This is a genomic window from Candidatus Pelagibacter bacterium nBUS_25 (genome assembly GCF_051200975.1).
Lineage (GTDB): Bacteria > Pseudomonadota > Alphaproteobacteria > Pelagibacterales > Pelagibacteraceae > Pelagibacter.
The window spans coordinates 504555-528650 of record NZ_CP172846.1; the positions used below are offsets into that span (position 1 = coordinate 504555).

Annotated in this window: 35 protein-coding genes; 31 read left to right on the forward strand and 4 right to left on the reverse strand. The window is 29.7% G+C overall.

The genetic code is table 11. The annotated features are described in order from the left end of the window. Window positions 1-3: 3 nt before the first annotated feature. From fusA to ACIJYH_RS02780, 28 genes are read left to right on the forward strand one after another with little or no spacing between them, the layout of a single operon-like run. Window positions 4-2082 (forward strand): elongation factor G, encoded by a 2079-nt coding sequence (gene fusA / locus ACIJYH_RS02645; RefSeq protein ID WP_435163793.1) that lies wholly within the window; start codon window positions 4-6, stop codon window positions 2080-2082. 2 nt (window positions 2083-2084) lie between these two features. Beyond that, window positions 2085-2393, forward strand: coding sequence for a 30S ribosomal protein S10 (rpsJ, locus tag ACIJYH_RS02650; RefSeq protein ID WP_023648425.1), 309 nt, complete (start codon window positions 2085-2087; stop codon window positions 2391-2393). Between the two features lie 2 nt (window positions 2394-2395). Continuing rightward, window positions 2396-3106, forward strand: coding sequence for a 50S ribosomal protein L3 (rplC, locus tag ACIJYH_RS02655; RefSeq protein WP_435163796.1), 711 nt, complete (start codon window positions 2396-2398; stop codon window positions 3104-3106). Beyond that, window positions 3106-3729, forward strand: coding sequence for a 50S ribosomal protein L4 (gene rplD / locus ACIJYH_RS02660; protein ID WP_435163798.1), 624 nt, complete (start codon window positions 3106-3108; stop codon window positions 3727-3729). The genes rplC and rplD overlap by 1 nt, the downstream gene beginning before the upstream one ends. 1 nt (window position 3730) lies before the next feature. Beyond that, a complete protein-coding gene (gene rplW, locus ACIJYH_RS02665; RefSeq protein WP_435086898.1) occupies window positions 3731-4024 on the forward strand; it encodes a 50S ribosomal protein L23 in 294 nt (97 codons plus the stop codon). 3 nt (window positions 4025-4027) lie between these two features. Next, window positions 4028-4867: a 50S ribosomal protein L2 gene (gene rplB, locus ACIJYH_RS02670; RefSeq protein WP_435088965.1), complete on the forward strand. Its 840-nt coding sequence runs from the start codon at window positions 4028-4030 to the stop codon at window positions 4865-4867. Next, the gene (rpsS, locus tag ACIJYH_RS02675) at window positions 4867-5163 is read left to right on the forward strand and encodes a 30S ribosomal protein S19 (RefSeq protein WP_297681959.1); all 297 of its coding nucleotides are present in this window, start codon (window positions 4867-4869) and stop codon (window positions 5161-5163) included. Before rplB ends, rpsS begins: the two co-directional genes overlap by 1 nt. 2 nt (window positions 5164-5165) lie before the next feature. Beyond that, entirely contained in the window at window positions 5166-5564 is a 399-nt protein-coding gene (gene rplV, locus ACIJYH_RS02680; RefSeq protein ID WP_028036894.1) for a 50S ribosomal protein L22, read from the forward strand. Beyond that, window positions 5548-6228, forward strand: a complete 681-nt coding sequence (gene rpsC / locus ACIJYH_RS02685) for a 30S ribosomal protein S3 (protein ID WP_435163801.1) — start codon at window positions 5548-5550, stop codon at window positions 6226-6228. The genes rplV and rpsC overlap by 17 nt, the downstream gene beginning before the upstream one ends. Continuing rightward, the gene (gene rplP, locus ACIJYH_RS02690) at window positions 6228-6638 is read left to right on the forward strand and encodes a 50S ribosomal protein L16 (RefSeq protein ID WP_023648433.1); all 411 of its coding nucleotides are present in this window, start codon (window positions 6228-6230) and stop codon (window positions 6636-6638) included. The genes rpsC and rplP overlap by 1 nt, the downstream gene beginning before the upstream one ends. Before the next feature lies 1 nt (window position 6639). Then, window positions 6640-6831 carry a 50S ribosomal protein L29 gene (gene rpmC / locus ACIJYH_RS02695; protein WP_435098293.1) on the forward strand — a complete coding sequence of 64 codons (192 nt, stop codon included), beginning with the start codon at window positions 6640-6642 and terminating at the stop codon, window positions 6829-6831. Next, the gene (rpsQ, locus tag ACIJYH_RS02700; protein ID WP_023648435.1) at window positions 6824-7060 is read left to right on the forward strand and encodes a 30S ribosomal protein S17; all 237 of its coding nucleotides are present in this window, start codon (window positions 6824-6826) and stop codon (window positions 7058-7060) included. Before rpmC ends, rpsQ begins: the two co-directional genes overlap by 8 nt. Continuing rightward, on the forward strand, window positions 7060-7428 hold the full coding sequence (gene rplN / locus ACIJYH_RS02705; RefSeq protein WP_008544079.1) for a 50S ribosomal protein L14: 369 nt from the start codon (window positions 7060-7062) through the stop codon (window positions 7426-7428). Before rpsQ ends, rplN begins: the two co-directional genes overlap by 1 nt. Before the next feature lie 2 nt (window positions 7429-7430). Continuing rightward, window positions 7431-7676 (forward strand): 50S ribosomal protein L24, encoded by a 246-nt coding sequence (gene rplX, locus ACIJYH_RS02710; protein ID WP_435098299.1) that lies wholly within the window; start codon window positions 7431-7433, stop codon window positions 7674-7676. Further along, window positions 7676-8230 carry a 50S ribosomal protein L5 gene (rplE, locus tag ACIJYH_RS02715; RefSeq protein WP_435088971.1) on the forward strand — a complete coding sequence of 185 codons (555 nt, stop codon included), beginning with the start codon at window positions 7676-7678 and terminating at the stop codon, window positions 8228-8230. The genes rplX and rplE overlap by 1 nt, the downstream gene beginning before the upstream one ends. A gap of 2 nt (window positions 8231-8232) precedes the next feature. After that, a complete protein-coding gene (gene rpsN / locus ACIJYH_RS02720) occupies window positions 8233-8538 on the forward strand; it encodes a 30S ribosomal protein S14 (protein ID WP_435098305.1) in 306 nt (101 codons plus the stop codon). 11 nt (window positions 8539-8549) lie between these two features. Continuing rightward, window positions 8550-8945 (forward strand): 30S ribosomal protein S8, encoded by a 396-nt coding sequence (gene rpsH, locus ACIJYH_RS02725; protein ID WP_435088975.1) that lies wholly within the window; start codon window positions 8550-8552, stop codon window positions 8943-8945. After that, window positions 8945-9484, forward strand: coding sequence for a 50S ribosomal protein L6 (gene rplF, locus ACIJYH_RS02730; protein ID WP_435098311.1), 540 nt, complete (start codon window positions 8945-8947; stop codon window positions 9482-9484). The genes rpsH and rplF overlap by 1 nt, the downstream gene beginning before the upstream one ends. Then, entirely contained in the window at window positions 9484-9840 is a 357-nt protein-coding gene (gene rplR, locus ACIJYH_RS02735; RefSeq protein WP_435163804.1) for a 50S ribosomal protein L18, read from the forward strand. The genes rplF and rplR overlap by 1 nt, the downstream gene beginning before the upstream one ends. A gap of 2 nt (window positions 9841-9842) precedes the next feature. Continuing rightward, the gene (rpsE, locus tag ACIJYH_RS02740) at window positions 9843-10358 is read left to right on the forward strand and encodes a 30S ribosomal protein S5 (protein WP_435086916.1); all 516 of its coding nucleotides are present in this window, start codon (window positions 9843-9845) and stop codon (window positions 10356-10358) included. Then, a complete protein-coding gene (rplO, locus tag ACIJYH_RS02745; protein WP_435163807.1) occupies window positions 10358-10810 on the forward strand; it encodes a 50S ribosomal protein L15 in 453 nt (150 codons plus the stop codon). Before rpsE ends, rplO begins: the two co-directional genes overlap by 1 nt. A gap of 9 nt (window positions 10811-10819) precedes the next feature. Further along, the gene (gene secY / locus ACIJYH_RS02750) at window positions 10820-12100 is read left to right on the forward strand and encodes a preprotein translocase subunit SecY (protein ID WP_435163810.1); all 1281 of its coding nucleotides are present in this window, start codon (window positions 10820-10822) and stop codon (window positions 12098-12100) included. After that, window positions 12101-12742, forward strand: coding sequence for an adenylate kinase (locus ACIJYH_RS02755; RefSeq protein ID WP_435098314.1), 642 nt, complete (start codon window positions 12101-12103; stop codon window positions 12740-12742). It abuts the gene before it with no gap. A gap of 55 nt (window positions 12743-12797) precedes the next feature. Further along, a complete protein-coding gene (gene rpsM, locus ACIJYH_RS02760; protein WP_435088987.1) occupies window positions 12798-13181 on the forward strand; it encodes a 30S ribosomal protein S13 in 384 nt (127 codons plus the stop codon). Window positions 13182-13183: 2 nt separating this feature from the next. Further along, on the forward strand, window positions 13184-13633 hold the full coding sequence (rpsK, locus tag ACIJYH_RS02765; RefSeq protein ID WP_435088989.1) for a 30S ribosomal protein S11: 450 nt from the start codon (window positions 13184-13186) through the stop codon (window positions 13631-13633). After that, window positions 13633-14661 carry a DNA-directed RNA polymerase subunit alpha gene (locus tag ACIJYH_RS02770; protein ID WP_435088991.1) on the forward strand — a complete coding sequence of 343 codons (1029 nt, stop codon included), beginning with the start codon at window positions 13633-13635 and terminating at the stop codon, window positions 14659-14661. Before rpsK ends, ACIJYH_RS02770 begins: the two co-directional genes overlap by 1 nt. After that, window positions 14661-15104 carry a 50S ribosomal protein L17 gene (rplQ, locus tag ACIJYH_RS02775; RefSeq protein ID WP_435088993.1) on the forward strand — a complete coding sequence of 148 codons (444 nt, stop codon included), beginning with the start codon at window positions 14661-14663 and terminating at the stop codon, window positions 15102-15104. Before ACIJYH_RS02770 ends, rplQ begins: the two co-directional genes overlap by 1 nt. Before the next feature lie 10 nt (window positions 15105-15114). Next, the gene (locus ACIJYH_RS02780; protein ID WP_435163813.1) at window positions 15115-16032 is read left to right on the forward strand and encodes an RluA family pseudouridine synthase; all 918 of its coding nucleotides are present in this window, start codon (window positions 15115-15117) and stop codon (window positions 16030-16032) included. On the opposite strand, the gene lipB is transcribed toward ACIJYH_RS02780, so the two are convergent. Then, window positions 16010-16627, reverse strand: coding sequence for a lipoyl(octanoyl) transferase LipB (lipB, locus tag ACIJYH_RS02785; RefSeq protein WP_435163815.1), 618 nt, complete (start codon window positions 16625-16627; stop codon window positions 16010-16012). The two genes, ACIJYH_RS02780 and lipB, sit on opposite strands and share 23 nt — an antisense overlap. A gap of 60 nt (window positions 16628-16687) precedes the next feature. On the opposite strand from lipB, the gene mgtE reads away from it, so the two are divergent. Next, window positions 16688-18061 carry a magnesium transporter gene (gene mgtE, locus ACIJYH_RS02790; protein ID WP_435163818.1) on the forward strand — a complete coding sequence of 458 codons (1374 nt, stop codon included), beginning with the start codon at window positions 16688-16690 and terminating at the stop codon, window positions 18059-18061. A gap of 2 nt (window positions 18062-18063) precedes the next feature. Here mgtE and ACIJYH_RS02795 read toward each other — a convergent pair whose 3' ends face one another. After that, window positions 18064-18909: a pantoate--beta-alanine ligase gene (locus ACIJYH_RS02795; protein ID WP_435163821.1), complete on the reverse strand. Its 846-nt coding sequence runs from the start codon at window positions 18907-18909 to the stop codon at window positions 18064-18066. A 4-nt stretch (window positions 18910-18913) separates the two neighbouring features. On the opposite strand from ACIJYH_RS02795, the gene ACIJYH_RS02800 reads away from it, so the two are divergent. Further along, complete coding sequence (locus ACIJYH_RS02800; RefSeq protein ID WP_435089002.1) at window positions 18914-19729, forward strand: sugar phosphate nucleotidyltransferase; 816 nt, start codon at window positions 18914-18916, stop codon at window positions 19727-19729. Beyond that, window positions 19726-21024, forward strand: coding sequence for a UDP-glucose dehydrogenase family protein (locus ACIJYH_RS02805; RefSeq protein ID WP_435163824.1), 1299 nt, complete (start codon window positions 19726-19728; stop codon window positions 21022-21024). Before ACIJYH_RS02800 ends, ACIJYH_RS02805 begins: the two co-directional genes overlap by 4 nt. 1 nt (window position 21025) lies before the next feature. Here the strand turns inward: ACIJYH_RS02805 and ACIJYH_RS02810 are convergent, their stop codons facing one another. Together ACIJYH_RS02810 and topA are read right to left on the reverse strand one after the other, a co-directional pair. Next, entirely contained in the window at window positions 21026-21487 is a 462-nt protein-coding gene (locus ACIJYH_RS02810) for a RidA family protein (protein ID WP_435163825.1), read from the reverse strand. Then, entirely contained in the window at window positions 21484-24075 is a 2592-nt protein-coding gene (topA, locus tag ACIJYH_RS02815) for a type I DNA topoisomerase (protein WP_435163827.1), read from the reverse strand. The genes ACIJYH_RS02810 and topA overlap by 4 nt, the downstream gene beginning before the upstream one ends. Window positions 24076-24096: the final 21 nt, after the last annotated feature.

The following is a 24096-nucleotide window of genomic DNA, read 5'->3' on the forward strand; positions in this document are numbered from 1 at the left end:
ATTATGGCTAGAACTCATACACTAGATAAATATAGAAATATTGGAATCATGGCTCACATCGATGCTGGTAAGACTACTACAACAGAAAGAATTTTATACTATACAGGTAAAAGCCATAAAATAGGTGAAGTACATGATGGTGCTGCAACTATGGACTGGATGGAACAAGAACAAGAAAGAGGAATTACAATTACCTCTGCTGCAACTACTTGTTTTTGGAATGATCATAGAATTAATATTATAGACACACCAGGTCACGTAGATTTTACAATTGAAGTTGAAAGATCTCTTAAGGTTTTAGATGGTGCGGTATGTGTTTTTGATGGTGTTGCAGGTGTAGAGCCTCAATCAGAAACTGTTTGGAGACAAGCAGACAAATACAAAGTTCCAAGAATTTGTTTTGTGAATAAGTTGGATAGAACTGGTGCTGATTTCTTTAGATGTGTAGACATGATAAGAGACAGATTAGGTTGCAAACCATTACCTATACAAATTCCGATTGGTATCGAAGCATCATTGTCTGGTGTTGTAGATTTAGTGAAAATGAAGGCACAAGTTTGGAAAAATGAAGCATTAGGAGCTGAATGGGAATACAAAGATATTCCTGATGATTTAAAAGAAATTTCTCAAAAGTACAGAACTGAATTAGTTGAAACTGCTGTTGAACAAGACGAAAAATTAATGGAAGCTTATTTAAATGGTGATGAAATTAAAGAAGAAGATTTAGTAAAATGTATTCGAAAAGGAACTTTAAACTTCAGTTTCGTGCCAATTACTACAGGTTCTGCATTTAAAAATAAAGGTGTGCAGCCATTACTTGATGCAACAATCAATTACCTACCAAGCCCAATTGATATTGGGTCAATTAAAGGAACAAAACCAGGTTCAGAGGAAGAACTAGAAATGAAATTTGAAGACACAGTTCCTTTTTCTGCTTTAGCTTTTAAAGTTGCGAATGATCCATTTGTTGGTTCACTTACTTTTATTAGAATTTACTCTGGAACTATCAAAACTGGTACAGCTGTTTACAATACATCAAAAGATAAAGAGGAAAGAGTAGGCAGAATGCTTTTAATGCATGCTAACTCAAGAGAAGATATTAAAGAAGCAAATGCTGGAGATATTGTTGCCTTAGCTGGTTTAAAAAATACTATAACTGGCCACACGTTATGTGATGAGAACAATCCTGTGTTACTTGAACCAATGGAATTCCCAGAACCTGTAATAGAAATTGCTGTAGAGCCAAAGACAAAAGCTGACCAAGAAAAAATGGGTGAAGCACTTGGAAGACTTGCAGCTGAAGATCCTTCATTTAGAGTTACATCTGATGAAGAGTCTGGACAAACAATCATTAAAGGTATGGGTGAACTTCACTTAGATATTATTGTAGATAGAATGAAAAGAGAATTTAAAGTTGAAGCAAATGTTGGTGCTCCTCAAGTAGCTTATAGAGAAACTTTAGAAAATGCTTCGGAAGTTGAATATACTCACAAAAAACAAAGTGGTGGTGCAGGTCAATTTGCGAAAGTCAAACTACTAGTTGAACCTCAAGAACCAGGTGCTGGAAGATCTGTTGAAAGTAAAATTAAAGGTGGTGCAATTCCTAAAGAATTTATCCCAGGTGTAGAAAAAGGTATTGAAACAGTTTCGGATAATGGAATTTTAGCTGGCTTTCCCATGATAGATTATAAAGTAACTATTATTGATGGATTACACCATGACGTAGATTCAAGTGTTCTTGCCTTTGAACTTGCTGGTAGAGCCTGTTTTAAGGAAGCTTGTACTAAAGGAACATTAAAACTGCTCGAGCCTGTTATGAGAGTTGAAGTAGTTACTCCAGAAGATTATATGGGCGATGTAATAGGTGACCTAAATAGTAGAAGAGGTCAAATAAGTACTCAAGAACAAAGAGGTAATGCAACTGTAATAACAGCAATGGTTCCATTAGCAAACATGTTCGGATATATAAATAATTTAAGATCAATGTCTCAAGGAAGAGCTCAATATTCTATGTTCTTTGATCATTACTCTAAAGTACCACAAAATGTACAAGACGAAGTAACTAAAAAGATTGCAGGGTAATTATGGAAAAACAAAATATTAGAATAAAACTTAGAGCTTACGACAATAAAATTTTAGATGCATCTACTGAGGAAATAGTAAACACTGTAAAAAGAACAGGTGCAACTATCAAAGGACCCATCCCACTACCAACTAGAATTGAAAGATACACAGTTTTAAAAGGTCCGCATATTGATAAAAAAAGTAGAGAACAATTTGAGTCAAGAACTCATAAAAGATTAATAGATATTATAGAGCCAACACCACAAACTGTGGAAGCTTTAATGAAACTTGACCTTGCGTCAGGTGTTGATGTGGAGATAAAAATTTAATTATGTCTGAAATAGCTCTAATTGGAAAAAAAATAGGTATGACTAGAGAGTTTTACAAAACTGGTCAGCTAGTTCCTGTGACTGTACTTAAAGTTGAAAAGGCTAGAGTTATCCAAGTTATAGATGAAGAAAAAAGAGGCTATAAAGCTGTACAACTTGGTTATGGAAAGATAAAAAATTCAAAACTTACGAAATCAATGAAAGGTTTTTTTGCTAAAAAAAATACTGAAGCAAAAAAAACTCTTAAAGAATACAGAGTTAAAGATACTGAAAATTATAAAGAGGGTAACGAGTTTGGTTTAGAGATATTCAAAGACATTAAATTTGTAGACACAAGATCAAGAACAATAGGAAAAGGTTTTGCGGGTGCAATGAAAAGATGGAATTTTGGTGGTTTAAGAGCCAGTCACGGTGTTTCAGTTTCACATAGAGCCCATGGTTCAACAGGACATAGTCAAGATCCTGGCAAAGTATTCAAAGGAAAAAAAATGGCTGGCCATATGGGTGACAGACTTAGAACAATGCTTAATATTGAAATTATTAAAACTGATTTAGAAAACGAACTTTTGTATTTAAAAGGTTCAATTCCAGGCTCAAAAAATACGGAAGTAGTAGTAAGAAAATCAGTCAAAAACATAAATAAAATGACAATTTCAGAAAAAATTGCAGCAGCAGAGGAAGCTAAAAAAACACCTGATAAAAAGAAAAAATAATGAAAATAGAAAAAATAAGCATTGATGGAAAAAAAGATACTATTGAAGTATTAGATAAAATATTTTCTGCAAAAATTAATAGTAAGTTGGTAAGTAGTGTTTTATATAAAACTAACGCTAACTACAAAGGTAGACATGCTAAAACGAAACAGCAAAATGAAGTAAGTGGCCCTACATCAAAAATTTATGCTCAAAAAGGAACTGGTGGAGCAAGACACGCAAGTAGAAAAGCACCAATATTCGTTGGTGGTGGTATAGCACATGGTCCTAAGGGTGAGCTTGCTTACAAAAAAAGAAAATTAAATAAAAACGAGAAGAAGCTTAGTGTAGCATCTTTAATTACTGAAAAAAATAAAGACAAAAATTTATTAATTTTAAGTGATTTTTCAGCTGAAATAAAAAAAACTAAAGAAATGAATGCAATTATTCAAAAATTAGAAATAACAAATTCTTTAATTATTTTAGATAAAGCTTCTAAAGAGAATATTGAAAAATCAGCCAGGAACATTCCAAATGTTAAAGTAACTGATGTGAACCATTTTAGTTCATACGATATTATAAAATTTAAAAAAGTTGTTTTTACCGAGAGCTCAGTAAAAGAGCTAGAAAAGAGATATTCTTAAAATGGATAAAATACATTTATACGATAAAATTGTTTCCCCAATGGTTACAGAGAAATCAACAAATTTATCCGAACAAAATAAAATTGTTTTTAAAGTTCCTGCAGGTGCAAACAAAACAAATTTAAAGAAAAATATTGAAAAAATTTTTAAAGTAAACGTGACTAAGATTAATATAATCAACAAACAGAATAGAGTTAAAATAACCAGAGGAAAAAAAGTGAGAGTTTCTGGTTTTAAAAAAGCAATAATAACACTTAAAAAAGGTCAAAGCATTGACCTAACTACAGGAATTTAATAAATGGCATTAAAAACTTTTAAACCTTATACAAAATCTACCCGAGGAACTATTCTGGTTGACAGAACTGGTCTATGGAAGGGTAAGCCTTTCAAATCACTTGTATCTCCAAAAAATGCAATGAAAGGAAGAAACAATAACGGACATATAACTAATATTAATAGATCTGGCGGCCATAAAAAAATGTATAGACATGTAGATTTTTACCGTAAAAAATTTGATATGGAAGCTACCGTTGAAAGAATTGAATATGATCCAAATAGATCCTGTTACATTATGTTAGTAAAATTTGAAGACGGTTCTCACGCTTACTATTTAGCACCACAAAAAATCAAGGCTGGTGATAAAATTGAAAATGGTTCTAAAAAAGAAATTAAAGTTGGAAATTGTATGCCACTCCAAGATATTCCAGTTGGTATAAACATACATAACGTTGAAATTCAACCAGGTGCTGGTGGTAAAATTGCTAGATCTGCCGGTTCGTCAGTAACAATTAGTGGTTTAGATGGAAACTATAGTTTAATTAAACTAGCTTCAGGCGAAGTTAGAAAAATAGACTCTAGATCTTTGGCTACAATAGGAATTTTAACTAATCCAGATCAAAAAAATATTAAAATTGGTAAAGCAGGAAGATCAAGATGGCTTGGAAGAAAGCCACATACTAGAGGAGTTGTCAAAAACCCTGTAGATCACCCTCATGGTGGTGGAGAAGGTAAATCAGCTGGTGGTAGACATCCTGTTTCACCTACAGGTCAATCTGCTAAAGGATTAAAAACAAGAGATAATAAGAGAACAGATAAATATATTGTTAAGAGAAGAAATAAGAGGAAGGATACTAAGTAATGGCTAGATCAGTATGGAAAGGACCTTTTGTTGAGGAAAGCTTAATGAAAAAAGTTGATAAATACAAAGATGATCCAAAGAAAATTCCAATTAAAACATGGTCAAGAAAATCAACAATATTACCTGATTTTGTTGGTGTAAGTTTTCAAATTTATAATGGTAAAAAATTTATACCAATCACAATCTCAGAGGATATGGTTGGACACAAATTAGGTGAATTTTCGCCTACGAGAACTTTTTATGGTCATACACCAGCAGATAAAAAAGCTAAACCTGCAACAGCGGCTAAAAAATAAATATGAATAAGACAAAGAAAAAAAATAGAAAAAAAGTAGATACAGTTAAATCTGTAAACAATAGTATAAGAACTAGTGTTAGAAAGCTTAATCCTATTTTAAAAAGTATTGTTGGAAAAAAAGTAGATGTAGCTATTCGAGATTTACAATTCTCGGCAAAAAGAATTAGCAAAGATATTAGAAAAACAATTAGTTCAGCAGTTGCAAACGCAGAAAACAACTTTCAGTATGACATTGATAACTTAGTTGTTAAAGAAGCTTATTGTGGAAAAAAAATTGTAATGAAAAGATTTAGACCAAGAGCAAAGGGTAGAGCTGCACCAATTTTAAAACCTTGGTCGACAGTAACTATAATTTTATCAGAAGTTAAACAAATGGAGAGTCATGGGACAAAAAGTTAATCCTGTAGGTTTTAGATTGGGTATCAACAGAGGTTGGGACTCTGTTTGGTTTGCTAAAAAGAAAGATTTTGGAAATTATTTAATAGAAGATTTTAAAATTAGAGATTATATCAAAAAAAATGTAGTTAATTCTGGTGTATCTAAAGTAATGATAGAGAGAACATCTAACAAATGCTATGTTACTATCTACACCTCAAGACCTGGATTTGTTATTGGAAAAAAAGGTAGTGATATTGATAAAATTAAAAATAATTTATCAAAATTCACAACTAATGAAGTTGCACTTAACATTAAAGAAGTAAAAAAACCTGAAACTAATGCATATTTGGTTGCTGAGAATATCGCTCAACAATTGGTAAAAAGAATTTCATATAGAAGAGCTATGAAAAGATCTATGCAATCATGTATTAGATTGGGAGCAAGAGGAATTAAAGTTTCTATAAGTGGAAGACTTGGTGGAAACGAAATAGCAAGAACTGAATGGTTAAGAGAAGGCAGTATACCTTCACACACTTTGAGAGCTGATATAGATTATGCTGAAGCAGAAGCTTTAACAACATACGGTATTATAGGAATTAAAGTTTGGATCTATAAAGGTGAAGTTTTTGCAAGAGAGTTCAGTCAAGAAACAAATAAAGCAACACCAAAAGAGGTTAAAGAATAATGCTTCAACCAGTTAGAACTAGATGGAGAAAAGCTCACAAGGGAAGAATCCATGGAACAGCAACTAGAGCAAGTTCTATTAATTATGGTGCGTTTGCTCTGAAAGCTTTGCAACCAGAAAGAATTACAGGAAAACAAATTGAAGCTGCTAGAGTAGCTTTAACTAGACATATGAAAAGACAAGGAAGAGTTTGGACTAGAGTGTTTCCAAATATCCCTGTATCAAAAAAACCAATTGAAGTAAGAATGGGTAAAGGTAAAGGAAATCCTGAATTTTTTGCGTGTAGGGTAAAACCTGGAAGAATATTGTTTGAAGTTGACGGTGTTTCTGAGCAGATAGCTAAAGAAGCTCTTTACAAAGCTTCAGCTAAATTGCCAATAAAAACAAAAACTATTAAGAGGTTTGCTTAATATGAAAAAACAAGAAATTAAAAAATTATCAAAGGACGAAATGATAAAAAATATAGATAAATTAAAAAAAGATCTTTTTAATTTTAGATTTCAAAAAATGAATTCACAAGTAACAAACCCTGCAAAAATTAGCGAAACAAGAAAAACAATTGCAAGATTAAAAACCATATTAAAAGGAAAAATTAATGCCTAAAAAAATATTAACTGGAGTAGTTATAAGTGATAAGCCAAATAAAACTATAACTGTAATGGTTGAAAGAAAATATTCTCACCCTGTACTTAAGAAAGTAATTAAAGTTAGAAAAAATTATAATGCTCATGATGAAAATAATACATTTAAAACTGGTGATAAAGTTTCAATTATTGAAAGCAAACCATTTTCTAAAAATAAAAAATTCCAAGTAATGGAGAATACAAAATAATGATTGGTGTACAAACAGAATTACAAGTAGCAGATAACACAGGTGCTAAAAGAATAGAATGTATAAAGGTGCTTGGTGGATCTAAACGAAGATATGCAAGCATCGGTGACACTATTGTGATTGCTGTAAAAGAAGCAATACCAAAAGGTAAAGTTAAGAAAGGTACTGTCCATAAGGCTGTGGTAGTGAGAGTAAAAAAGGGAATTCATAGAAACGATGGTTCAAAAGTTAAGTTTGATAACAATGCTGCAGTTTTAGTTGATGATAAAGGTGAACCAGTGGGAACAAGAATTTTTGGTCCTGTAACAAGAGAATTAAGAAGCAGAGGGCAAATGAAAATAATTTCACTAGCACCGGAGGTTTTATAAAGATGATCAAAAAAGGCTTAAAGGTAAGGGTTTTAACTGGAAAAGATAAGAAAAAAGAAGGTGAAGTTATTGAAATTGATAGACCTAATAATAGAGCTAAAGTTAAAGAAATTAATATGGTTAAAAAACACGTAAAAACTACTAAAGAGAAAAAAGGTGGAATTGTATCGAAAGAAAGCTTTATACATTTATCAAACCTTAAACTAATTGATGAAAAAGTTACAAAAAAAGCAGAGGCTAAAAAATAATGACACCAAGATTAAAAGAAATTTACAGTAAGGAAATTCAGCCAGCTTTAAAAGACAGCTTGGCTCTTAAAAATATTTTTATGGTTCCTAAAATTGAAAAAATAGTTTTAAATATGGGGCTTGGACTTGATGGAGCTGATGCAAAAATTTTAAAAGCAGCAGAAGAAGATATGGGAAAAATTACTGGTCAAAAACCTGTGATTACAAAATTTAAAAAATCAGTTGCTAATTTTAAAACAAGAAAAGGTTCAAATGCTGGTTTAAAAGTAACACTAAGAAAAAATAAAATGTATGAGTTTATTGATAGATTGGTAAACATTGCATTACCAAGAATTAAAGACTTTAGAGGGTTATCTCCAAAAGGATTTGATAAATTTGGAAACTATACATTTGGTGTTAAAGAGCACATTATATTTCCTGAAGTAAGTTTTGATAGAGCTGACAAAGTTAGAGGTCTTGATATTGTAGTTGTAATAAAAGCTTTAAATAAAGAGCATGCTTTTGCTTTATTAGAAAAAATGAATTTTCCATTTATTAAAAAAGGAGACAATTAAACATGGCTAAAGTAAGCGCTGTAAACAAAAACGATAAGAGAATTAAACTTTCTGATAGACTTTATAAAAAAAGACAAAGTCTTAAAAAAATTATTATGGACAAAAAGTTACCATTAGAAGAAAGATTTAAAGCACAGCAAAAATTGTCTCAGATGCCCAGAAACTCAGCAAAGATAAGAGTTATGAATAGATGTAAAATTACAGGAAGACCTCATGGGGTTTATAGAAAATTAAAAATATCAAGAATAGCTTTAAGGGACTTAGGTTTAGCTGGATTAATTCCAGGAATGACTAAGTCAAGCTGGTAGAAAGGAAAATTATGAGTTTAAGTGATCCAATTGGAGATATGATAGCAAGAGTAAAAAATGCTCAAGCTAGAAACCACAAAAAAGTAGAATTACCATCTTCAAATTTTAAAACAAAAATCGCAGATATTCTTAAGAACGAAGGGTTTATTAAAGATTTTAAAATTGCTGCAGAAGATAATAAACCAACATTATCTTTGGAACTTAAATATTACTCTGGAAATCCTGTTATCAGTGCTTTTGAACGTGTATCAAAACCTGGTAGAAGAATTTTTTCTAGTGCTGAAAGTCTACCAAAGGTAAATAATGGACTTGGAATTGCTATTATCTCTACACCCAAAGGTGTAATGACAGATATAGATGCAAGAAAACAACGTGTTGGTGGCGAAATTATTTGTAAGGTATTTTAATGTCTAAAATTGGTAAAATAAGTATTTCTATTCCTGAAAAAGTTAAAGTAGTTTTAGCGGGGAATATAATAAATATTGAAGGTCCTTTAGGAAAAAAGTCAATCGATATTGATTTGGAAATGTTTAATCTTGACATTAAAGAAGGAAAAGAAATTTCAATAAAACCAAAAAAAATTGACCAAGATTCAAAAAGACTTTGGGGAATGAATAGAAGCTTGATTAATAATGCGGTAATTGGATCAAGTACAGGTTATGAAAAAACTCTTGAATTGGTTGGTGTTGGTTATAGAGCTGCTTTAAAAGGAAAACAGTTAAACCTTCAGCTTGGTTATAGTCATGATATTAATTATGATATTCCTGAAGGGATTAAAATTGAAGTTGAAAAGCAAACAACCTTAAAAATCTCAGGTTCAGATAAACAACAAGTTGGTTCTGTGGCTTCAAAAATTAAAACCTACAGAAAAATTGAACCATACAAAGGTAAGGGTATCCGTGAAAAAGGGCAGTATGTTCTTAAAAAAGAGGGAAAGAAAAAATAATGAAACTAAATACTACCATTAGAAAAAGATTTAGAGTTAGTAACAAAGTTAAAAAGGTTGCTTCTAAAGATAGATTTAGATTATGTATCTCTAGATCAGCAAAAAATATTTCTGCACAGATTATTGATGATGTTAATAAAGTTACTTTATTATCAGCTTCATCAGTTGAAAAAGATATTAAATCAGGTGAAAAAGTAAATAAAACTGAATTGTCAAAAATAGTTGCTACCAAGTTAGCCAAGAAAGCTCAAGAAAAGAAAATTACAAAAATATACTTTGATAGAGGAATATACAGATATCATGGTAGAGTAAAAGTATTTGCTGAAACCTTACGTGAAAATGGAATGGAATTTTAATTATGGATAATTTTAAAGATAAAAAAGCTGACGATATTTTAGAAAAATTAGTTCACATCAACCGTATTACAAAAGTTGTAAAAGGTGGAAGAAGATTTGGTTTTTCAGCATTGGTAGTTGTTGGAAATCAAGCGGGTAAAATTGGGATTGCTCACGCAAAAGCAAAACAAGTTCCAGATGCAATCAAAAAAGCTAATGAAGTAGCAAGAAGAAAATTGATACATATACCTCTAAGAGAAGGAAGAACGATACACCATGATGTAAAAGCAAAAGATGGTTCTGGAAGAATCGTGCTTAGAGCAGCATCAAAAGGTACTGGAATTATTGCAGGTGGACCAGTAAGAGCTGTTTGTGAAGTGCTAGGTGTAAAAGATATTGTTGCAAAATCAATGGGAACTTCAAATGCACATAATGTTATTAGAGCTACGATGAAAGCTTTATTAAAACAAAATTCACCAAAACAAATTTCAGCTATTAGAAATAAAAAAATTTCAGAAATAGTTGAGAAAAGAGGATAATGATAACTTTAAACACTAAAGATAAGATTAATAAATCTAAAATGAGAGTTGGTAGAGGTATTGGATCAGGTAAAGGCAAAACCTCTGGCAGAGGTGTTAAGGGTCAAAAATCTAGATCTGGTGTTGCCATTAAAGCTTTTGAAGGTGGTCAAATGCCTTTATATCGAAGATTACCAAAAAGAGGTTTTAATCCAATTTCAAGAACTAATATAGCAATTATGAATCTTGAAAAGATTCAGTCATTTATTAATGAAAAAACGATTAATCCTAGTGACACTATAAATATGGAATTGCTTAAAAAATTAAGATTAATCAACAAAAATTCTCAAAAATTGAAAATTCTTGGTACTGGAGAAATTAAAGATAAAGTAAATATAGAAGCAGACTTAGCATCAAAATCAGCAATAGAAAAACTAGAAAAAATTAGTGGATCTATTCAATTGAAAAAATAATAAATTTCAATGAGCGCATCGTCATCAACAAACGATTTAAGAAACAGAATATTATTTACGATATTTATTCTTGCAGTTTATAGATTTGGTACATTTGTTCCTTTACCAGGTATTGATCCAGAACAGCTTAAGATTATGATGGATGGTAACCAAAAAGGTTTACTTGGCATGTTTAATGTATTTGCTGGTGGTGCTGTAAGTAGAATGGCTATATTTGCATTAGGTATAATGCCATATATTTCATCATCAATTATAGTTCAGTTATTAACTGGTGTTTCTGATTATTTCAAAAATTTAAAAGCTCAAGGTGAAATTGGAAGAGCAAAAATCACACAGATAACAAGGTATGGAACAGTAGTATTAGCAACAGTTCAAGGATATGGTCTATCTGTTGGTTTAGAGTCCTCAGCCGACCTAGTAATAAATCCTGGTGCTTTTTTTAAAATAACAACTGTTACAACTATTGTAGCTGGAACGATGTTTTTAATGTGGTTAGGTGAGCAAATTACTCAAAGAGGTATAGGTAATGGTATATCTTTAATAATATTTGCTGGGATTGTTGCTGAAATTCCAAGAGCTTTAGTTACAACCTTTGAACTTGGAAGAACCGGTGCGGTTTCAACATTTATGATTTTAGCTATTTTTGTTTTATTAATACTAACTATATTATTTATAGTATTTATGGAGAGAGCTTTAAGGAAGATATTAATAAATTACCCTAAAAGACAAATGGGTAATAAAATGTACGGAGGTGAATCTTCACATTTACCATTAAAAATTAATCAAGCAGGAGTAATACCTGCAATATTTGCTTCTGCATTATTACTACTACCAGTAACATTTTCAAATTTTTCTTTTTCAAATAATGAAACATTTTTAAACATAAGTTCATATTTTACACAAGGTCAGCCACTTTACATGATGCTTTATGCATCAGGAATAATATTTTTTACATTTTTCTACACATCAATTACTTTTAATCCAACAGAAACTGCAGACAATCTAAGAAAATATGGTGGTTTTGTTCCTGGTATTAGACCAGGAGAAAGTACAGCATTGTATATTGAAAATATTTCAACAAAATTAACTACTATAGGTGCACTATATTTAACATTAGTTTGTTTGATGCCAGAATTTTTAATTGCTAATTATCCAATTCCTTTTTATTTGGGGGGTACTTCAATTTTGATTGTTGTTGTTGTAGCTATAGATACAGTAACTCAAATACAAACCAGATTAATGAGCTCTCAATATGAGCAATTAATCAAAAAAACTAAATTTGGTAAGTAAGTGAATATTATTTTATTTGGGCCTCCTGGCGCAGGTAAAGGCACACAGGCTCAATTAATTGTTAAAAAGCATAACTACTTTCAGTTATCAACTGGAGATCTGTTAAGGAATGAGACAAAAAAAAATACAGATCTTGGTAAAAAAATAGAAGCAGTTATTTCAAAAGGTAATTTTGCGTCAGATGAAATTGTAAATAAACTTCTTAAAAATGCTATTTTAAACCTTAAGTTTAGAGATCGTATAATATTTGATGGTTACCCAAGAAGCATTGATCAAGCAAAAAATCTTGATTTAATCTTAAAAGAATTCAATCAAAAGATAGATTTGATAATTTCATTAGTTGTACCTCGTGAAATTATAGAAAAAAGGATAATTGGTCGAGTAACTTGTGATAAATGTAATTTAACTCTCAATGAATTTTTCAACAAAGAAGATATTAATTTACACCCTTGTGGAAAGGAATTCTTTGTAAAAAGAAAAGACGACAATCTTGAAACAATCATGTCTAGATATGATATTTATACAAAAACAACCGAGCCAGTTCTCCGCTTTCTATCGAAAAATTCAAATCTTCAAGAGATTGATGGAACACTCGAAATAGAGGAAATTACTGCTAAAATTGACACTTTTATCAATGTTTAAGACGTTGACTTTGGGTAATCTTATTATATAAAAGGCACAAATTATCACAAAAATTATGGCTCGTATCGCAGGTATCAACATCCCACAAAATAAACTCGTACACATAGGTTTAACTTATATTTATGGGATTGGTGATAAATTTTCTAATCAGATTTGTAGTTCACTTGAAATACCAAGAGCTAAGAGAATTAATGAATTGACTGATGATGAAATCTTAAAAATTAGAGAATATATTGATGCTAATTTTAAAGTCGAAGGTGATCTAAGAAGAGATTATTCGCTTACTATAAAAAGATTAATTGATTTAGCTTGCTACAGAGGAACAAGGCATAGAAAAAAATTACCTGTAAGAGGACAAAGAACAAGATGTAATGCAAGAACAAGAAAAGGTAAAGCTATTGCTATTGCAGGAAAAAAATTAACTCCAACTAAAAAATAATTATGGCTAAAGTTGATAAAGTTGAAAATAAAGATCAGAAGGTAGAAAAATCTTCAAAGAAAAGTAACAAAAGTTCTTACTCAAAAAAGAAAAAAATTAAAAAAAATATATTAAATGGAATTGCTTACGTGCAATCCACTTTTAATAATACAATTATTTCAATCGCAGATACTAACGGGAATGTAATTTCTTGGGCTTCTGCTGGCCAAAAAGGTTTTAAAGGATCTAGAAAATCTACTCCTTATGCTGCACAAATTGCTGCTGATGCTGCTGCCTCTAAAGCATTAGAGTATGGAATGAAAACTTTATCTGTCGAAGTTAAAGGCCCTGGGTCTGGACGTGAAACAGCATTAAGAGCGTTACAAGCAAGAGGTTTTAAAATTTTATCAATTAAAGATACAACACCCATGCCTCATAATGGAACTAGACCACCAAAAAAAAGGAGAGTTTAATGGAAGTCGAAAATGTAAATGTAAAAAATTGGAAATCATTAATTAAACCATCTAAATTAGATGTTCAAATAAGTGATGATTTAACCCATGCAAAAATTATTGCAGAGCCTCTTGAAAAAGGTTATGGCTTAACTTTGGGAAATTCTTTAAGAAGAATTTTACTTTCATCAATAAGAGGTGCGGCAGTTACTTCAATTCAAATAGATGGTGTTTTACATGAATTTACATCTATTAAGGGTGTAAGAGAAGATGTTACAGATATAGTTTTAAATGTAAAATCTTTAGCCTTGAAATGTAATTCAGAAGGAACAAAAAAACTTATATTAGATGCTAAAGGACCTGGTGAAATAAAAGCTTCAGATATTGCACAAGTTGCTGACGTTGAAATTTTAAATCCTGAGCTAGTAATATGCAATCTTGATGAAAATACAAATTTTCATATGGAAATGAATGTAAGCACTGGAAAAGGATATGTTCCTGCTGATTTAAATAAACCAGAAGAGCCACCATTAGGACTTATAGCTATAGACTCACTTTACAGTCCTGTAAAAAAAGTTTCTTATTCAATAAGTACTGCTAGAGAAGGTAAGGCCTTGGATTATGACAAACTTACTATGGATGTTGAAACTAATGGATCGATTTCTGCAGAAGACGCTGTGGCTTATTCAGCAAGAATTTTTCAAGACCAGCTAAAAATGTTTGTTAATTTTGATGAACCAGTTGAGGCACCAGTGAAAGAAGTGTCAACTGAACCTGAGTTTAATAAAAACTTATTAAGAAAAGTTGATGAACTTGAACTTTCAGTAAGATCAATGAATTGTCTAAAAAATGATAATATCATTTATATTGGAGATTTAGTCCAAAAATCTGAGGGAGAAATGCTTAGAACACCAAACTTTGGTAGAAAATCTTTAAATGAAATTAAAGAAGTTTTAACAGGGATGTCGTTATATTTAGGAATGGAAATTCCAAATTGGCCACCTGATAATATAGCAGAAATGTCTAAAAAGTTAGAGGAAGCCATCTAATGAGACACGGAATGGCAAATAAGAAGTTAAACAGAACTTCTGAACATAGAAAAGCTCTTTTAAAGAATATGTTAAATTCTTTAATAAAGTACGAGCAAATTAAAACTACTTTGCCAAAAGCTAAATTTTTAAAACCACAAGCAGACAAAATTATAACATTAGGTAAAAAAGAAACTTTGCAAACAACAAAAATGTTAGTTTCACAACTTCAAGATATTAAATCTGCTAATAAAGTTAAAAAAACTCTATCAAAAAGATATGAAAAAAGAAATGGTGGATATACCAGAATTATTAAAGCTGGATTTAGATATGGTGACAATGCACCTATGGCCATTATAGAGTTTGTTGATAGAGACGTTGAGGCTAGAAGAGTTGACAAAAAGAAAAAAGATACTTCAAAAGAAACACTAAAAGCTGAAGAAAAGAACCAAGCAACAGCATAAATTCTAAATCATGAAAAAGTCATTTACCGTTGATTCAACGAGTAATGATATGCGTATTGATCGTTGGATAAGATTTAAAATTGGCAAAATTCCACAAGGCTTAATCGAAAAATATTTAAGATCTGGAAAAATTAAGATCAATAAAAAAAAGATTAAAAGTTCTACTAAAGTTAAAACAGATGATGTTGTGGATATTTTTAATATAGATTTTAAAGAAACTATAGTTCAAAAAAAAATTAAATTTGAACCATCAAAAGATGTTATAAAATCTAATGAAGATCAAATTATTGATAACAATGAAAATTTTATAGTATTAAATAAAAGTTCAGGCATCTCTGTTCAAGGTGGAACTAAATCGAAAAAGAATTTGGTAGATATTTTTGCAAAAAGTGAAATTTTTCAAGGGACCAAACCATATTCTGTCCATAGATTGGATAAAGACACATCTGGTGTTTTTATAATGGCTAAAACGAGAGAGTCTGCACAACTATTAACTTCTTTGTTTAGATTGCGAAAAGTTCATAAGACATATTTAGCTATATGCCATGGAGAGTTAAATAAAAATTCTGGAGAGTGGAATGATGATCTTATCCGATATGATGGAGAAAAAAAAATTATAGAAAAAGCAAAAACAATTTATAAAGTTTTAGATAAAAACTCAGAAGCTAGCCTGGTTGAATTAAAACCTATCACTGGACGAAAACATCAACTTAGAAAACAGCTCTATACTGTAGGACAACCTATTTTTGGTGATACAAAATATAAATTATCTAATTCATACAAAGGTATTAACAAAAATTTAATGCTACATTCATATCAAATAAGATTTATAGCTAACGATATTAAACATACTTACACAGCCTTATTACCAGATTATTTTAGAAAACTACTAAAAACAAAAAGACTTAGATTTGAAGATTTAAAATAAAATTTTTAATTAATATATTTTCAAGATTAGAATAATCTTGATCATTAATTTTTTTTAAATTTGTTACTCCTCTGTCTAATACCCCACATGGAATTATTTTTTCATATTGATCTAGATTATTATTAATATTTATTGCAAATCCATGATAAGCAATCCACTTTTTTACTCTTACACCAATTGCTGCAACTTTATTTATCGCTTGTTTTTTTTTATGCCAAATTCCAATATTATCTTTATCTGAAAATGTATCTATTTTGTAATTCTTTAGAGTTTCAATAATTGTTTTTTCAATACAAGTAATAAACTTTCTAATGTCTTTTTTTTTTCTTAAATCTAAAACAAAATAACAAATTAATTGACCAGGTGCGTGACAAGTAATTTTACCACCACGATTAGTTTTTATTAGGTTTATAGAACTATCTAAAATTTCGTTTTCCTTATAACTTGTACCTGCTGTAAATATTTCATTATGTTCCAAAGTCCAAATAAGTTCTTTATCTTTATTTTTGTGTAAATCTTCCAATCTTTTCTCTAATAAGTTTATAGCTTCAAAATAATTTATTGGTTTTATTGACTTTTTGATCTCTATATTCATTTATAATTTGTATTATCTTAATTATCTATTAATAGTCCAACCTAAATTATAGGTGGATTTATGTCTTTAGTTAAAAAAATAAAAGATAAAAAAGTAAATTTTGAATTTAATAAAGAATACATAAAAGTTGTAACGTCAAAAATTGCAAATAATGACGCTCTTTTCATTACTAATTCTTTTAAAGAAATGCACCCAGCAGATGCTGCTGATATTATTGAGCATTTAAATCAATCAGATAGAGAGAGTTTAATTAAACTTAATAATTTTAATATTGATCCTGAGGTGTTTGTAGAACTTAATGAGTCTATTCAAACAGAAATTATTACCTATCTTTCATCTGACTCAATAGTTTCGATATTAACTAATCTTGAGTCTGATGATGCAATATCAATTTTAGAAAATGTACCTGAGGAAGAAAAAAATACTATTCTTAGTTCATTGCCACCTAAAGATCGTTTTGCTCTTTTAGAGAGCTTAAGTTATCCGGAAGATACGGCTGCAAGAATAATGCAACGTGAATTTACAGCTATACCAAGTAATTGGTCTGTAGGTCAAACAATTGACTATTTAAGAGAAAATAAAGATCTCCCTGAGGAATTTTTAGAAATTTTTATTATTAATGAGGAGTTTAAACCAATTGGAACAGTTCCTTCATCTCGTGTATTAACCACTTCAAGAGATACTAAAATGCTTTCAATCATGTCCGAATCTCAATTATTAATACCAGTAGATATGGATAAAGAAGAGGTTGGTAATTTATTTGAAAACTATAATTTAAATTCAGCTGCCGTTGTAGATAAAAACAATAAGTTAGTTGGGATGATTATGAGTGATGACGTCTTGACTGTCCTAAAAGAAGAAGCTGAGGAAGATGCCTTGAGATTGGCAGGGGTAGGTGACGAGGAAATTACAGATGGCGTAATAACCAAAACAAGAAGAAGATTTAATTGGCTTTTGTTAAATTTATTCACAGCTTTTTTGGCAACTTGGTGTATTAGTTTATTTGGTGCAACGATTGAACAAATGGTTGTGTTAGCATTTTTGATGCCAATAGTTGCATCTATGGGTGGCAATGCAGGGATGCAAACCTTAGCTGTGACTGTTAGAACAATAGCGACCAATGATTTAACAGAGAATAATTTTTCATCAAATGTTTTAAAAGAATTCACTATTGGAATTTTAAATGGAATTATATTTGCAGCTATAAGTGCTTTTGTTGTTCAAATTTGGTTCCAAGATAATACACTTTCAATTATAATTTCAATTTCAATGATCTTAACCATGATAATAGCTGGACTATTTGGAATTTTAGTTCCAGTAACTTTAAAAAAGATGAATATTGATCCTGCCATTGCTTCTAGTGTATTTGTAACAACAATTACTGATGTGATAGGTTTTGTATCATTCTTAGGTGTTGGTGCCTATTTTTTATAAATTTAAAAATTATCAATTAACCTAATACCTTTATAATAATAACTAACGAATATTTTAGATTTCAGGTATTTATTTGAAATAGTTAGGTTTTTTATATTTCTATTTTCTAAATATTCAATTTTAATATTAAAAAATCTCTCTAAATCTTTTTTTAATTTTTGTAAAAATCTATTAATATTATTTATACTTTTAGTCTTATTTCTCAAATTTAAAAAGGTTTTTGAAATTTTTTCAACTTCATTGAGCTCTTGTTTATTAAATAATAAATTTCTTGAAGATAATGCTAATTTATTTTTATTTCTGACAGTTTTACATCCAATTACCTTAATATTAAATTTTTTTTCAATAAAATTTTTTACTAGATATAATTGTTGAAAATCTTTTTTCCCCATAAATATTTTTTTGGGTTTAATTAATGTGGTTAATCTATTCATTACATCTAAAACACCTTCAAAATGTCCTATTCTATATTTAGCACAAAGTATTTTATCTTTTCTTTTAATTTTTATTTGTGATTTTTTTTTATCTTCGTAAATGTCTTTGAATTTTGGAATATAAATAAAATCTAACTTTTTAATTTTCTTTAAAATAGTTAAATCATTCTTGATATTAGAAGGGTAAGATTTAAAATCTTTAATGTCATTAAATTGCTTTGGATTTACAAAAATACTTACTAGAGTTTTTTTGTTAGATTTGATCGATTTTTCAATTAAAGAAATATGTCCTTCATGAATACCTCCCATTGTAGGCACAAAACCAATATCATTAAAAGGCCCTAATGTTTTACGTAAAATACTATTATTTAATATAATTTTCATTTGTATTAAAATATTTAATAAGTAAAACATTTAAATGATTAAACAAGCTATTATTCCTTTGGCTGGATTAGGTACACGACTGCTACCTTTAACTAGTGTTTTTGCAAAAGAACTTTTACCTATCAATGGAAAACCAGGATTAGAATATATCATAAATGAATGTATTGATGCTGGCATTAAAGAAATAATTTTTATTATATCAAAAAGAAAGATGATGATTAAAAAATATTTTTACAATGATAAATTTTATAAAGATTTAATTAAAAAGAAAAAAGACCCACGTGTTATTGAGGAATATAAAAAAATTTTAAGATTTAGAAAAATGATTAAATTTGTCTACCAGAATAAACCAAAAGGAACAGGTGATGCAGTTCTTAAAACCAAAAAATTAATCAAAGATAAATACTTCTTAATGTTACTACCAGATGACCTTATAATTAAAAAAAACTGTTCCAAATCTATGATTAGCTCACACAAAAGGTATAAATCATCTGTGATGGCAAGTATGAGTGTTAATAAAAAATCAGTTTCAAGGTGGGGCATTTATAAATTAGATAAAAAATTAAACAAAACTGATTATTTAATAAGTGATGTAATTGAAAAACCAGACTTAAAGAATGCGCCTTCTAATAAAGCTGTAATAGGAAGATATATTTTACCAAGATCAATTTTTACTAAACTAAAAACAACAAAACCTAGTAAAGGTGGAGAAATACACATTACAGATGCCATCCAAGCATTAATTAATGATAATGAAAAATTTATAGCTCATAATTTTTCTGGAAAATATTTAGATTGCGGTACTATGAATGGATATATCAACTCAACTTTGGAAATCAACAAGCTATGAAATTATGCATGATTGGCACAGGCTATGTTGGTCTTGTAAGCGGTGTATGCTTTTCAGATTTAGGTAATACTGTTTATTGTGTTGATAAAGACAAAAATAAAATAGATTTATTAAATAAAGGAATTGTTCCAATTTATGAACCTGGTTTAGAAGAAATTTTAAAAAGAAATTCTAAGCAGAAAAGATTAATTTTCACCTCTGATTTAAATAAAGCAGTAGCTAATTCTGACATTATATTTATTTGTGTGGGTACACCAACTAAGAAAAATACTAATTCAGCTGATCTAAAAAATGTTTTCAAAGTTGTTCATCAACTAAAAAAGATTATATCTAAATATAAAGTAATAGTTACGAAATCCACTGTTCCTGTAACAACAGGTGATAAAATCGAAAAAATTCTAATTAAACTAAAAAGAAAGAAACTTGTTGATATAGTATCAAATCCAGAATTTTTAAGAGAAGGAGAGGCTATTAGCGATTTTTCTTACCCTGATAGAGTAATTATTGGAACTGATAGCAAAAAAGCCAATATTAAAATGAAATCTTTATACATGCCGATTATTAAAAAAAGTAGCAGGTATTTTAATACATCTAGGAAAGGTGCTGAATTAATTAAATATGCTTCTAACGCTTTTTTAGCAACAAAAATATCTTATATTAACGAATTGGCAAATTTATGTGAAAAGGCTGGTGTTGATATTAAAGATATATCTCAAGGTATGGGTTCGGATCTTAGAATAGGAGAAAGATTTTTAAGAGCTGGACCAGCATATGGGGGATCATGCTTCCCCAAAGATACAAGAGCATTAATTGACACTGCAAATCAATTTAAAACTGATTTAACAATTGTCAAAAGTGTTGTCTCTTCAAATAATAATAGAAAACTTTTATTAACTAAGAGATTAGAAGAAATACTTCATGGTAAATTAAAAAATAAAACTATTACTTTTTTAGGTGTTACATTTAAACCGAATACAGATGATATGCGTGAAGCTTCAAGTATACCAATGATAAAATATTTGAACAAAAAAAATTCTAATATCCGTTATTACGATCCTTCAGGTGAAAAACATGAATTTAAAAAATTAAAAAATGTTGAATATTATAATGATATAAAATCTGCTTGTTTTAACAGCGATCTTATTGTCCTTCACACTGAATGGAATGATTTCAAATTATTAAACTTTAAAAAAATTGTTAAGAAAAATAAATTTAAAGTCTTTGATATGAGAAATATTTATTCACCAACTAAAATGAAAAAATTAAAAATTGATTATTTTGGTATCGGCAGATAATCTAATTTAATTCAAAAATTGCATCCACTTCTACAGATACACCAAGAGGTAGACTGTTAGTGCTTACAGCAGCTCGAGTATGCATTCCAGCATCACCAAAAATTGAAGCTATTAAATCTGACGCCCCATTAATTACTTTTGGTTGTTCGATGTAATCTTCTGTTGAATTGACAAAACCTGTTAATTTAATGCAGGATTTTACTTTTGAAAGATCTCCATTACATGCATTTTTAACTTGAGCAACAATACTTAATCCACATCTTTCAGCAGCTTTGTAGGCTTCCTCTGTAGTTAAGTCTTTGCCAACTTTACCTTTAATCAATTCCCCATTTGAATTCATTGAAATTTGACCTGAAACATAAAGTAAATTTCCTGAAATCTTAGTTGCTACATAAGAGCCAACTGGTGCTTTAGCTTCAGGTAATTCAATTTTTAATTCTTTAATTTTATCATTGTAATTCATTTTTTTACCTTTTTTCTTTTTTTTGTTTTCTTTGTTTTATCGTATTCTTTTCTTTTCTCAATAAGGATTAAAGCCTCCTCCATTGTAAGTTCAGTAGGATCTTTTTCTTCCGGTATAGTTGCATTTAGCGATTTATATTTAATATATGGTCCATACTGACCCTTCATAACTCTAACTGGTTTTTTATCTTCTGGATGCTCACCTAAATCTTTTATAATTGATGCAGACATTCTTCCAGGTTTAGCTTCAGCTATCAAAGTAATAGCTCTATTTAAACCTATCGAAAATATTTCTTCCAAATTTTCTATTCTAGCAGATTTATTTTCACACTTTAAGTAAGGGCCAAATCTTCCAGTATTAAGTGTAATGTCTTTTTGGTTTTCAGGATTTATTCCAAGAGATTTTGGTAGTGAGCATAAAAATTGGGCTTTTTCTAAATCAATATTCTCTAATTCTAAACCTTTAGGTATTGAAACATTTTTTAAAAGTTCATTAACATCAGCTTTCACTTTCTTGGTCTTCTTTTTTTTCTTAGTTGGTTTTTCTTCCACAGTTTTTTCAAGAATTTTTTCATATTGTAAATAAGGACCAAATCTTCCATTTTTTAGGTAAATATCGTTTCCATTTTCATGCTTACCTATAAATTTTGGCTCAGCTAATTGTGCTTGAGCAGCTGCTTTTACTTTAGATAAAGGCCTTGTAAATTTACATTCAGGATAATTAGAACATCCAATAAAAGCACCTCCCCTAAAACTGTTTTTTAAACTTAGAGAGCCTGTTTCACAAAGCTGGCATTTTCTGACAACTTTACCATCAGTGTCTTTGTCAAAAATTAGTGTTCCAAGACTATCATTCAATAGATCTAAAACTTCTCTAGTTCTTTTTTCTTTAACTTGAGAAACATTATTATTAAAATCTTTCCAAAACATTTCTAAAACTTTTATCCAACTTTCTTTTCCTGTTGTTATATCATCTAATTGTTCTTCTAAACCTGCAGTAAAATTATAATCTACATATTTTGAGAATAATTTTTCTAAAAACGCAGAAATTAATTTTCCACGATCAGTTGGAAAAAATCTCTTATTAATAATTTCAGCATAACCACGATTAGCAATTGTTGATATTATACTTGCGTATGTTGACGGTCTTCCAATCCCTAATTCCTCTAATTTTTTTACAATACTTGCCTCAGAGTATCTAGGTGGTGGTTGTGTGAAATGTTGTTCATCAAAAAAAGCTTCTATATTTATTGGACCTTTGGACATTTCTGGCAAGATTGCTTCATCATCATCTTTACTAGGGCTTGGAAATACTTTTAAATAACCATCAAATTTTAAAACAGAACCACTAGTTTTACATATTGTATTACCATCATTGGAAGTAATTGTTATTGTGCTTCGATCAAATTTAGCAGTCTCCATTTGAGATGATAGTGCTCTTCCCCAAATTAAATTGTAGAGTTTTTGTTGATCAGTACTTAAATATTTTTTAACTGACTCAGGCGATCTATTTATGTCTGTAGGTCTTATAGCCTCATGAGCTTCTTGTGCATTTTTAGCTTTTTTTCCAGAATAATTTAAAGGATTTTCTGGAAGGTATTCTTTACCGTATTCATTTTTAATAAATTCTCTAAAATCTGTAATTGCATCAGCTGATAAGTTTGTACCGTCTGTCCTCATATATGTTATTAAACCTATAGTTTCACCATCAATCTCAATTCCCTGATATAGTCTCTGGGCAATTTGCATTGTTCTTGAAGCTCCAAAACCCAATCTACTAGATGCTACCTGTTGAAGGGTAGAAGTTGTGAATGGACCAGAAGGGTTTCTGTTAACTATCTTTGATGAAATATCACTAATATCAAATTTTTTATCTTTAATATTTTCAATTGCCTTATCGATTTCAGCTTTATTTCTAAATGAAAATTTTTCAATTTTATTTCCATTAAGTTGAGATATACTTGTGCTAATTAATTTTTTTTTATTATCTTGAAAATTTATAGTTAAAGTCCAAAATTCCTCTGGATCAAAAGACTCAATTTCATGCTCTCTTTCTGTAATAAGTTTTAAAGCTACAGACTGAACTCTTCCAGCTGATTTTGATCCGGGTAATTTAGTCCATAGAATAGGAGATATGTTAAAACCAACCAAATAATCTAAAGCTCTTCTTGCCATATAAGCATCCACCAACAAAGGTTCAATTTGACGTGGATTTTCAATTCCATGTGTCACAGCTTTTTTTGTAATTTCATTAAATACAACACGTTCTACTTCTTTATCTTTTAGAAGTTTTTTTTCATTCAAATATTCCTTAACATGCCAAGCAATAGCTTCACCTTCACGATCAGGGTCGGTTGCTAGAATAATTTTTGAAGAATCTTTTGCAGCATCAGTAATTTCTTTTAAATATTTTTTTGAAAAACTATCAACTTCCCATTCCATTTTAAAATTTTGATCAGGATCTACAGATCCATTTTTAGAGGGTAAATCTCTTATATGACCATAACTTGCTAAAACAGTGTAGTTGTTACCTAGATATTTATTTATTGTTTTTGCTTTAGCTGGACTTTCAACTATGACTAGATTCATAATTTAACAAACTACTCAAAA

Excerpts from the sequence above, each read along its gene's own strand:
- fusA (WP_435163793.1), top strand. The coding sequence starts at position 4 with ATGGCTAGAACTCATACACTAGATAAATATAGAAATATTGGAATCATG.
- rpsJ (WP_023648425.1), top strand. The coding sequence starts at position 2,085 with ATGGAAAAACAAAATATTAGAATAAAACTTAGAGCTTACGACAATAAA.
- rplC (WP_435163796.1), top strand. The coding sequence starts at position 2,396 with ATGTCTGAAATAGCTCTAATTGGAAAAAAAATAGGTATGACTAGAGAG.
- rplD (WP_435163798.1), top strand. The coding sequence starts at position 3,106 with ATGAAAATAGAAAAAATAAGCATTGATGGAAAAAAAGATACTATTGAA.
- rplW (WP_435086898.1), top strand. The coding sequence starts at position 3,731 with ATGGATAAAATACATTTATACGATAAAATTGTTTCCCCAATGGTTACA.
- rplB (WP_435088965.1), top strand. The coding sequence starts at position 4,028 with ATGGCATTAAAAACTTTTAAACCTTATACAAAATCTACCCGAGGAACT.
- rpsS (WP_297681959.1), top strand. The coding sequence starts at position 4,867 with ATGGCTAGATCAGTATGGAAAGGACCTTTTGTTGAGGAAAGCTTAATG.
- rplV (WP_028036894.1), top strand. The coding sequence starts at position 5,166 with ATGAATAAGACAAAGAAAAAAAATAGAAAAAAAGTAGATACAGTTAAA.
- rpsC (WP_435163801.1), top strand. The coding sequence starts at position 5,548 with ATGGGACAAAAAGTTAATCCTGTAGGTTTTAGATTGGGTATCAACAGA.
- rplP (WP_023648433.1), top strand. The coding sequence starts at position 6,228 with ATGCTTCAACCAGTTAGAACTAGATGGAGAAAAGCTCACAAGGGAAGA.
- rpmC (WP_435098293.1), top strand. The coding sequence starts at position 6,640 with ATGAAAAAACAAGAAATTAAAAAATTATCAAAGGACGAAATGATAAAA.
- rpsQ (WP_023648435.1), top strand. The coding sequence starts at position 6,824 with ATGCCTAAAAAAATATTAACTGGAGTAGTTATAAGTGATAAGCCAAAT.
- rplN (WP_008544079.1), top strand. The coding sequence starts at position 7,060 with ATGATTGGTGTACAAACAGAATTACAAGTAGCAGATAACACAGGTGCT.
- rplX (WP_435098299.1), top strand. The coding sequence starts at position 7,431 with ATGATCAAAAAAGGCTTAAAGGTAAGGGTTTTAACTGGAAAAGATAAG.
- rplE (WP_435088971.1), top strand. The coding sequence starts at position 7,676 with ATGACACCAAGATTAAAAGAAATTTACAGTAAGGAAATTCAGCCAGCT.
- rpsN (WP_435098305.1), top strand. The coding sequence starts at position 8,233 with ATGGCTAAAGTAAGCGCTGTAAACAAAAACGATAAGAGAATTAAACTT.
- rpsH (WP_435088975.1), top strand. The coding sequence starts at position 8,550 with ATGAGTTTAAGTGATCCAATTGGAGATATGATAGCAAGAGTAAAAAAT.
- rplF (WP_435098311.1), top strand. The coding sequence starts at position 8,945 with ATGTCTAAAATTGGTAAAATAAGTATTTCTATTCCTGAAAAAGTTAAA.
- rplR (WP_435163804.1), top strand. The coding sequence starts at position 9,484 with ATGAAACTAAATACTACCATTAGAAAAAGATTTAGAGTTAGTAACAAA.
- rpsE (WP_435086916.1), top strand. The coding sequence starts at position 9,843 with ATGGATAATTTTAAAGATAAAAAAGCTGACGATATTTTAGAAAAATTA.
- rplO (WP_435163807.1), top strand. The coding sequence starts at position 10,358 with ATGATAACTTTAAACACTAAAGATAAGATTAATAAATCTAAAATGAGA.
- secY (WP_435163810.1), top strand. The coding sequence starts at position 10,820 with ATGAGCGCATCGTCATCAACAAACGATTTAAGAAACAGAATATTATTT.
- rpsM (WP_435088987.1), top strand. The coding sequence starts at position 12,798 with ATGGCTCGTATCGCAGGTATCAACATCCCACAAAATAAACTCGTACAC.
- rpsK (WP_435088989.1), top strand. The coding sequence starts at position 13,184 with ATGGCTAAAGTTGATAAAGTTGAAAATAAAGATCAGAAGGTAGAAAAA.
- ACIJYH_RS02770 (WP_435088991.1), top strand. The coding sequence starts at position 13,633 with ATGGAAGTCGAAAATGTAAATGTAAAAAATTGGAAATCATTAATTAAA.
- rplQ (WP_435088993.1), top strand. The coding sequence starts at position 14,661 with ATGAGACACGGAATGGCAAATAAGAAGTTAAACAGAACTTCTGAACAT.
- ACIJYH_RS02780 (WP_435163813.1), top strand. The coding sequence starts at position 15,115 with ATGAAAAAGTCATTTACCGTTGATTCAACGAGTAATGATATGCGTATT.
- lipB (WP_435163815.1), bottom strand. The coding sequence starts at position 16,627 with ATGAATATAGAGATCAAAAAGTCAATAAAACCAATAAATTATTTTGAA.
- mgtE (WP_435163818.1), top strand. The coding sequence starts at position 16,688 with ATGTCTTTAGTTAAAAAAATAAAAGATAAAAAAGTAAATTTTGAATTT.
- ACIJYH_RS02795 (WP_435163821.1), bottom strand. The coding sequence starts at position 18,909 with ATGTTTTACTTATTAAATATTTTAATACAAATGAAAATTATATTAAAT.
- ACIJYH_RS02800 (WP_435089002.1), top strand. The coding sequence starts at position 18,914 with ATGATTAAACAAGCTATTATTCCTTTGGCTGGATTAGGTACACGACTG.
- ACIJYH_RS02805 (WP_435163824.1), top strand. The coding sequence starts at position 19,726 with ATGAAATTATGCATGATTGGCACAGGCTATGTTGGTCTTGTAAGCGGT.
- ACIJYH_RS02810 (WP_435163825.1), bottom strand. The coding sequence starts at position 21,487 with ATGAATTACAATGATAAAATTAAAGAATTAAAAATTGAATTACCTGAA.
- topA (WP_435163827.1), bottom strand. The coding sequence starts at position 24,075 with ATGAATCTAGTCATAGTTGAAAGTCCAGCTAAAGCAAAAACAATAAAT.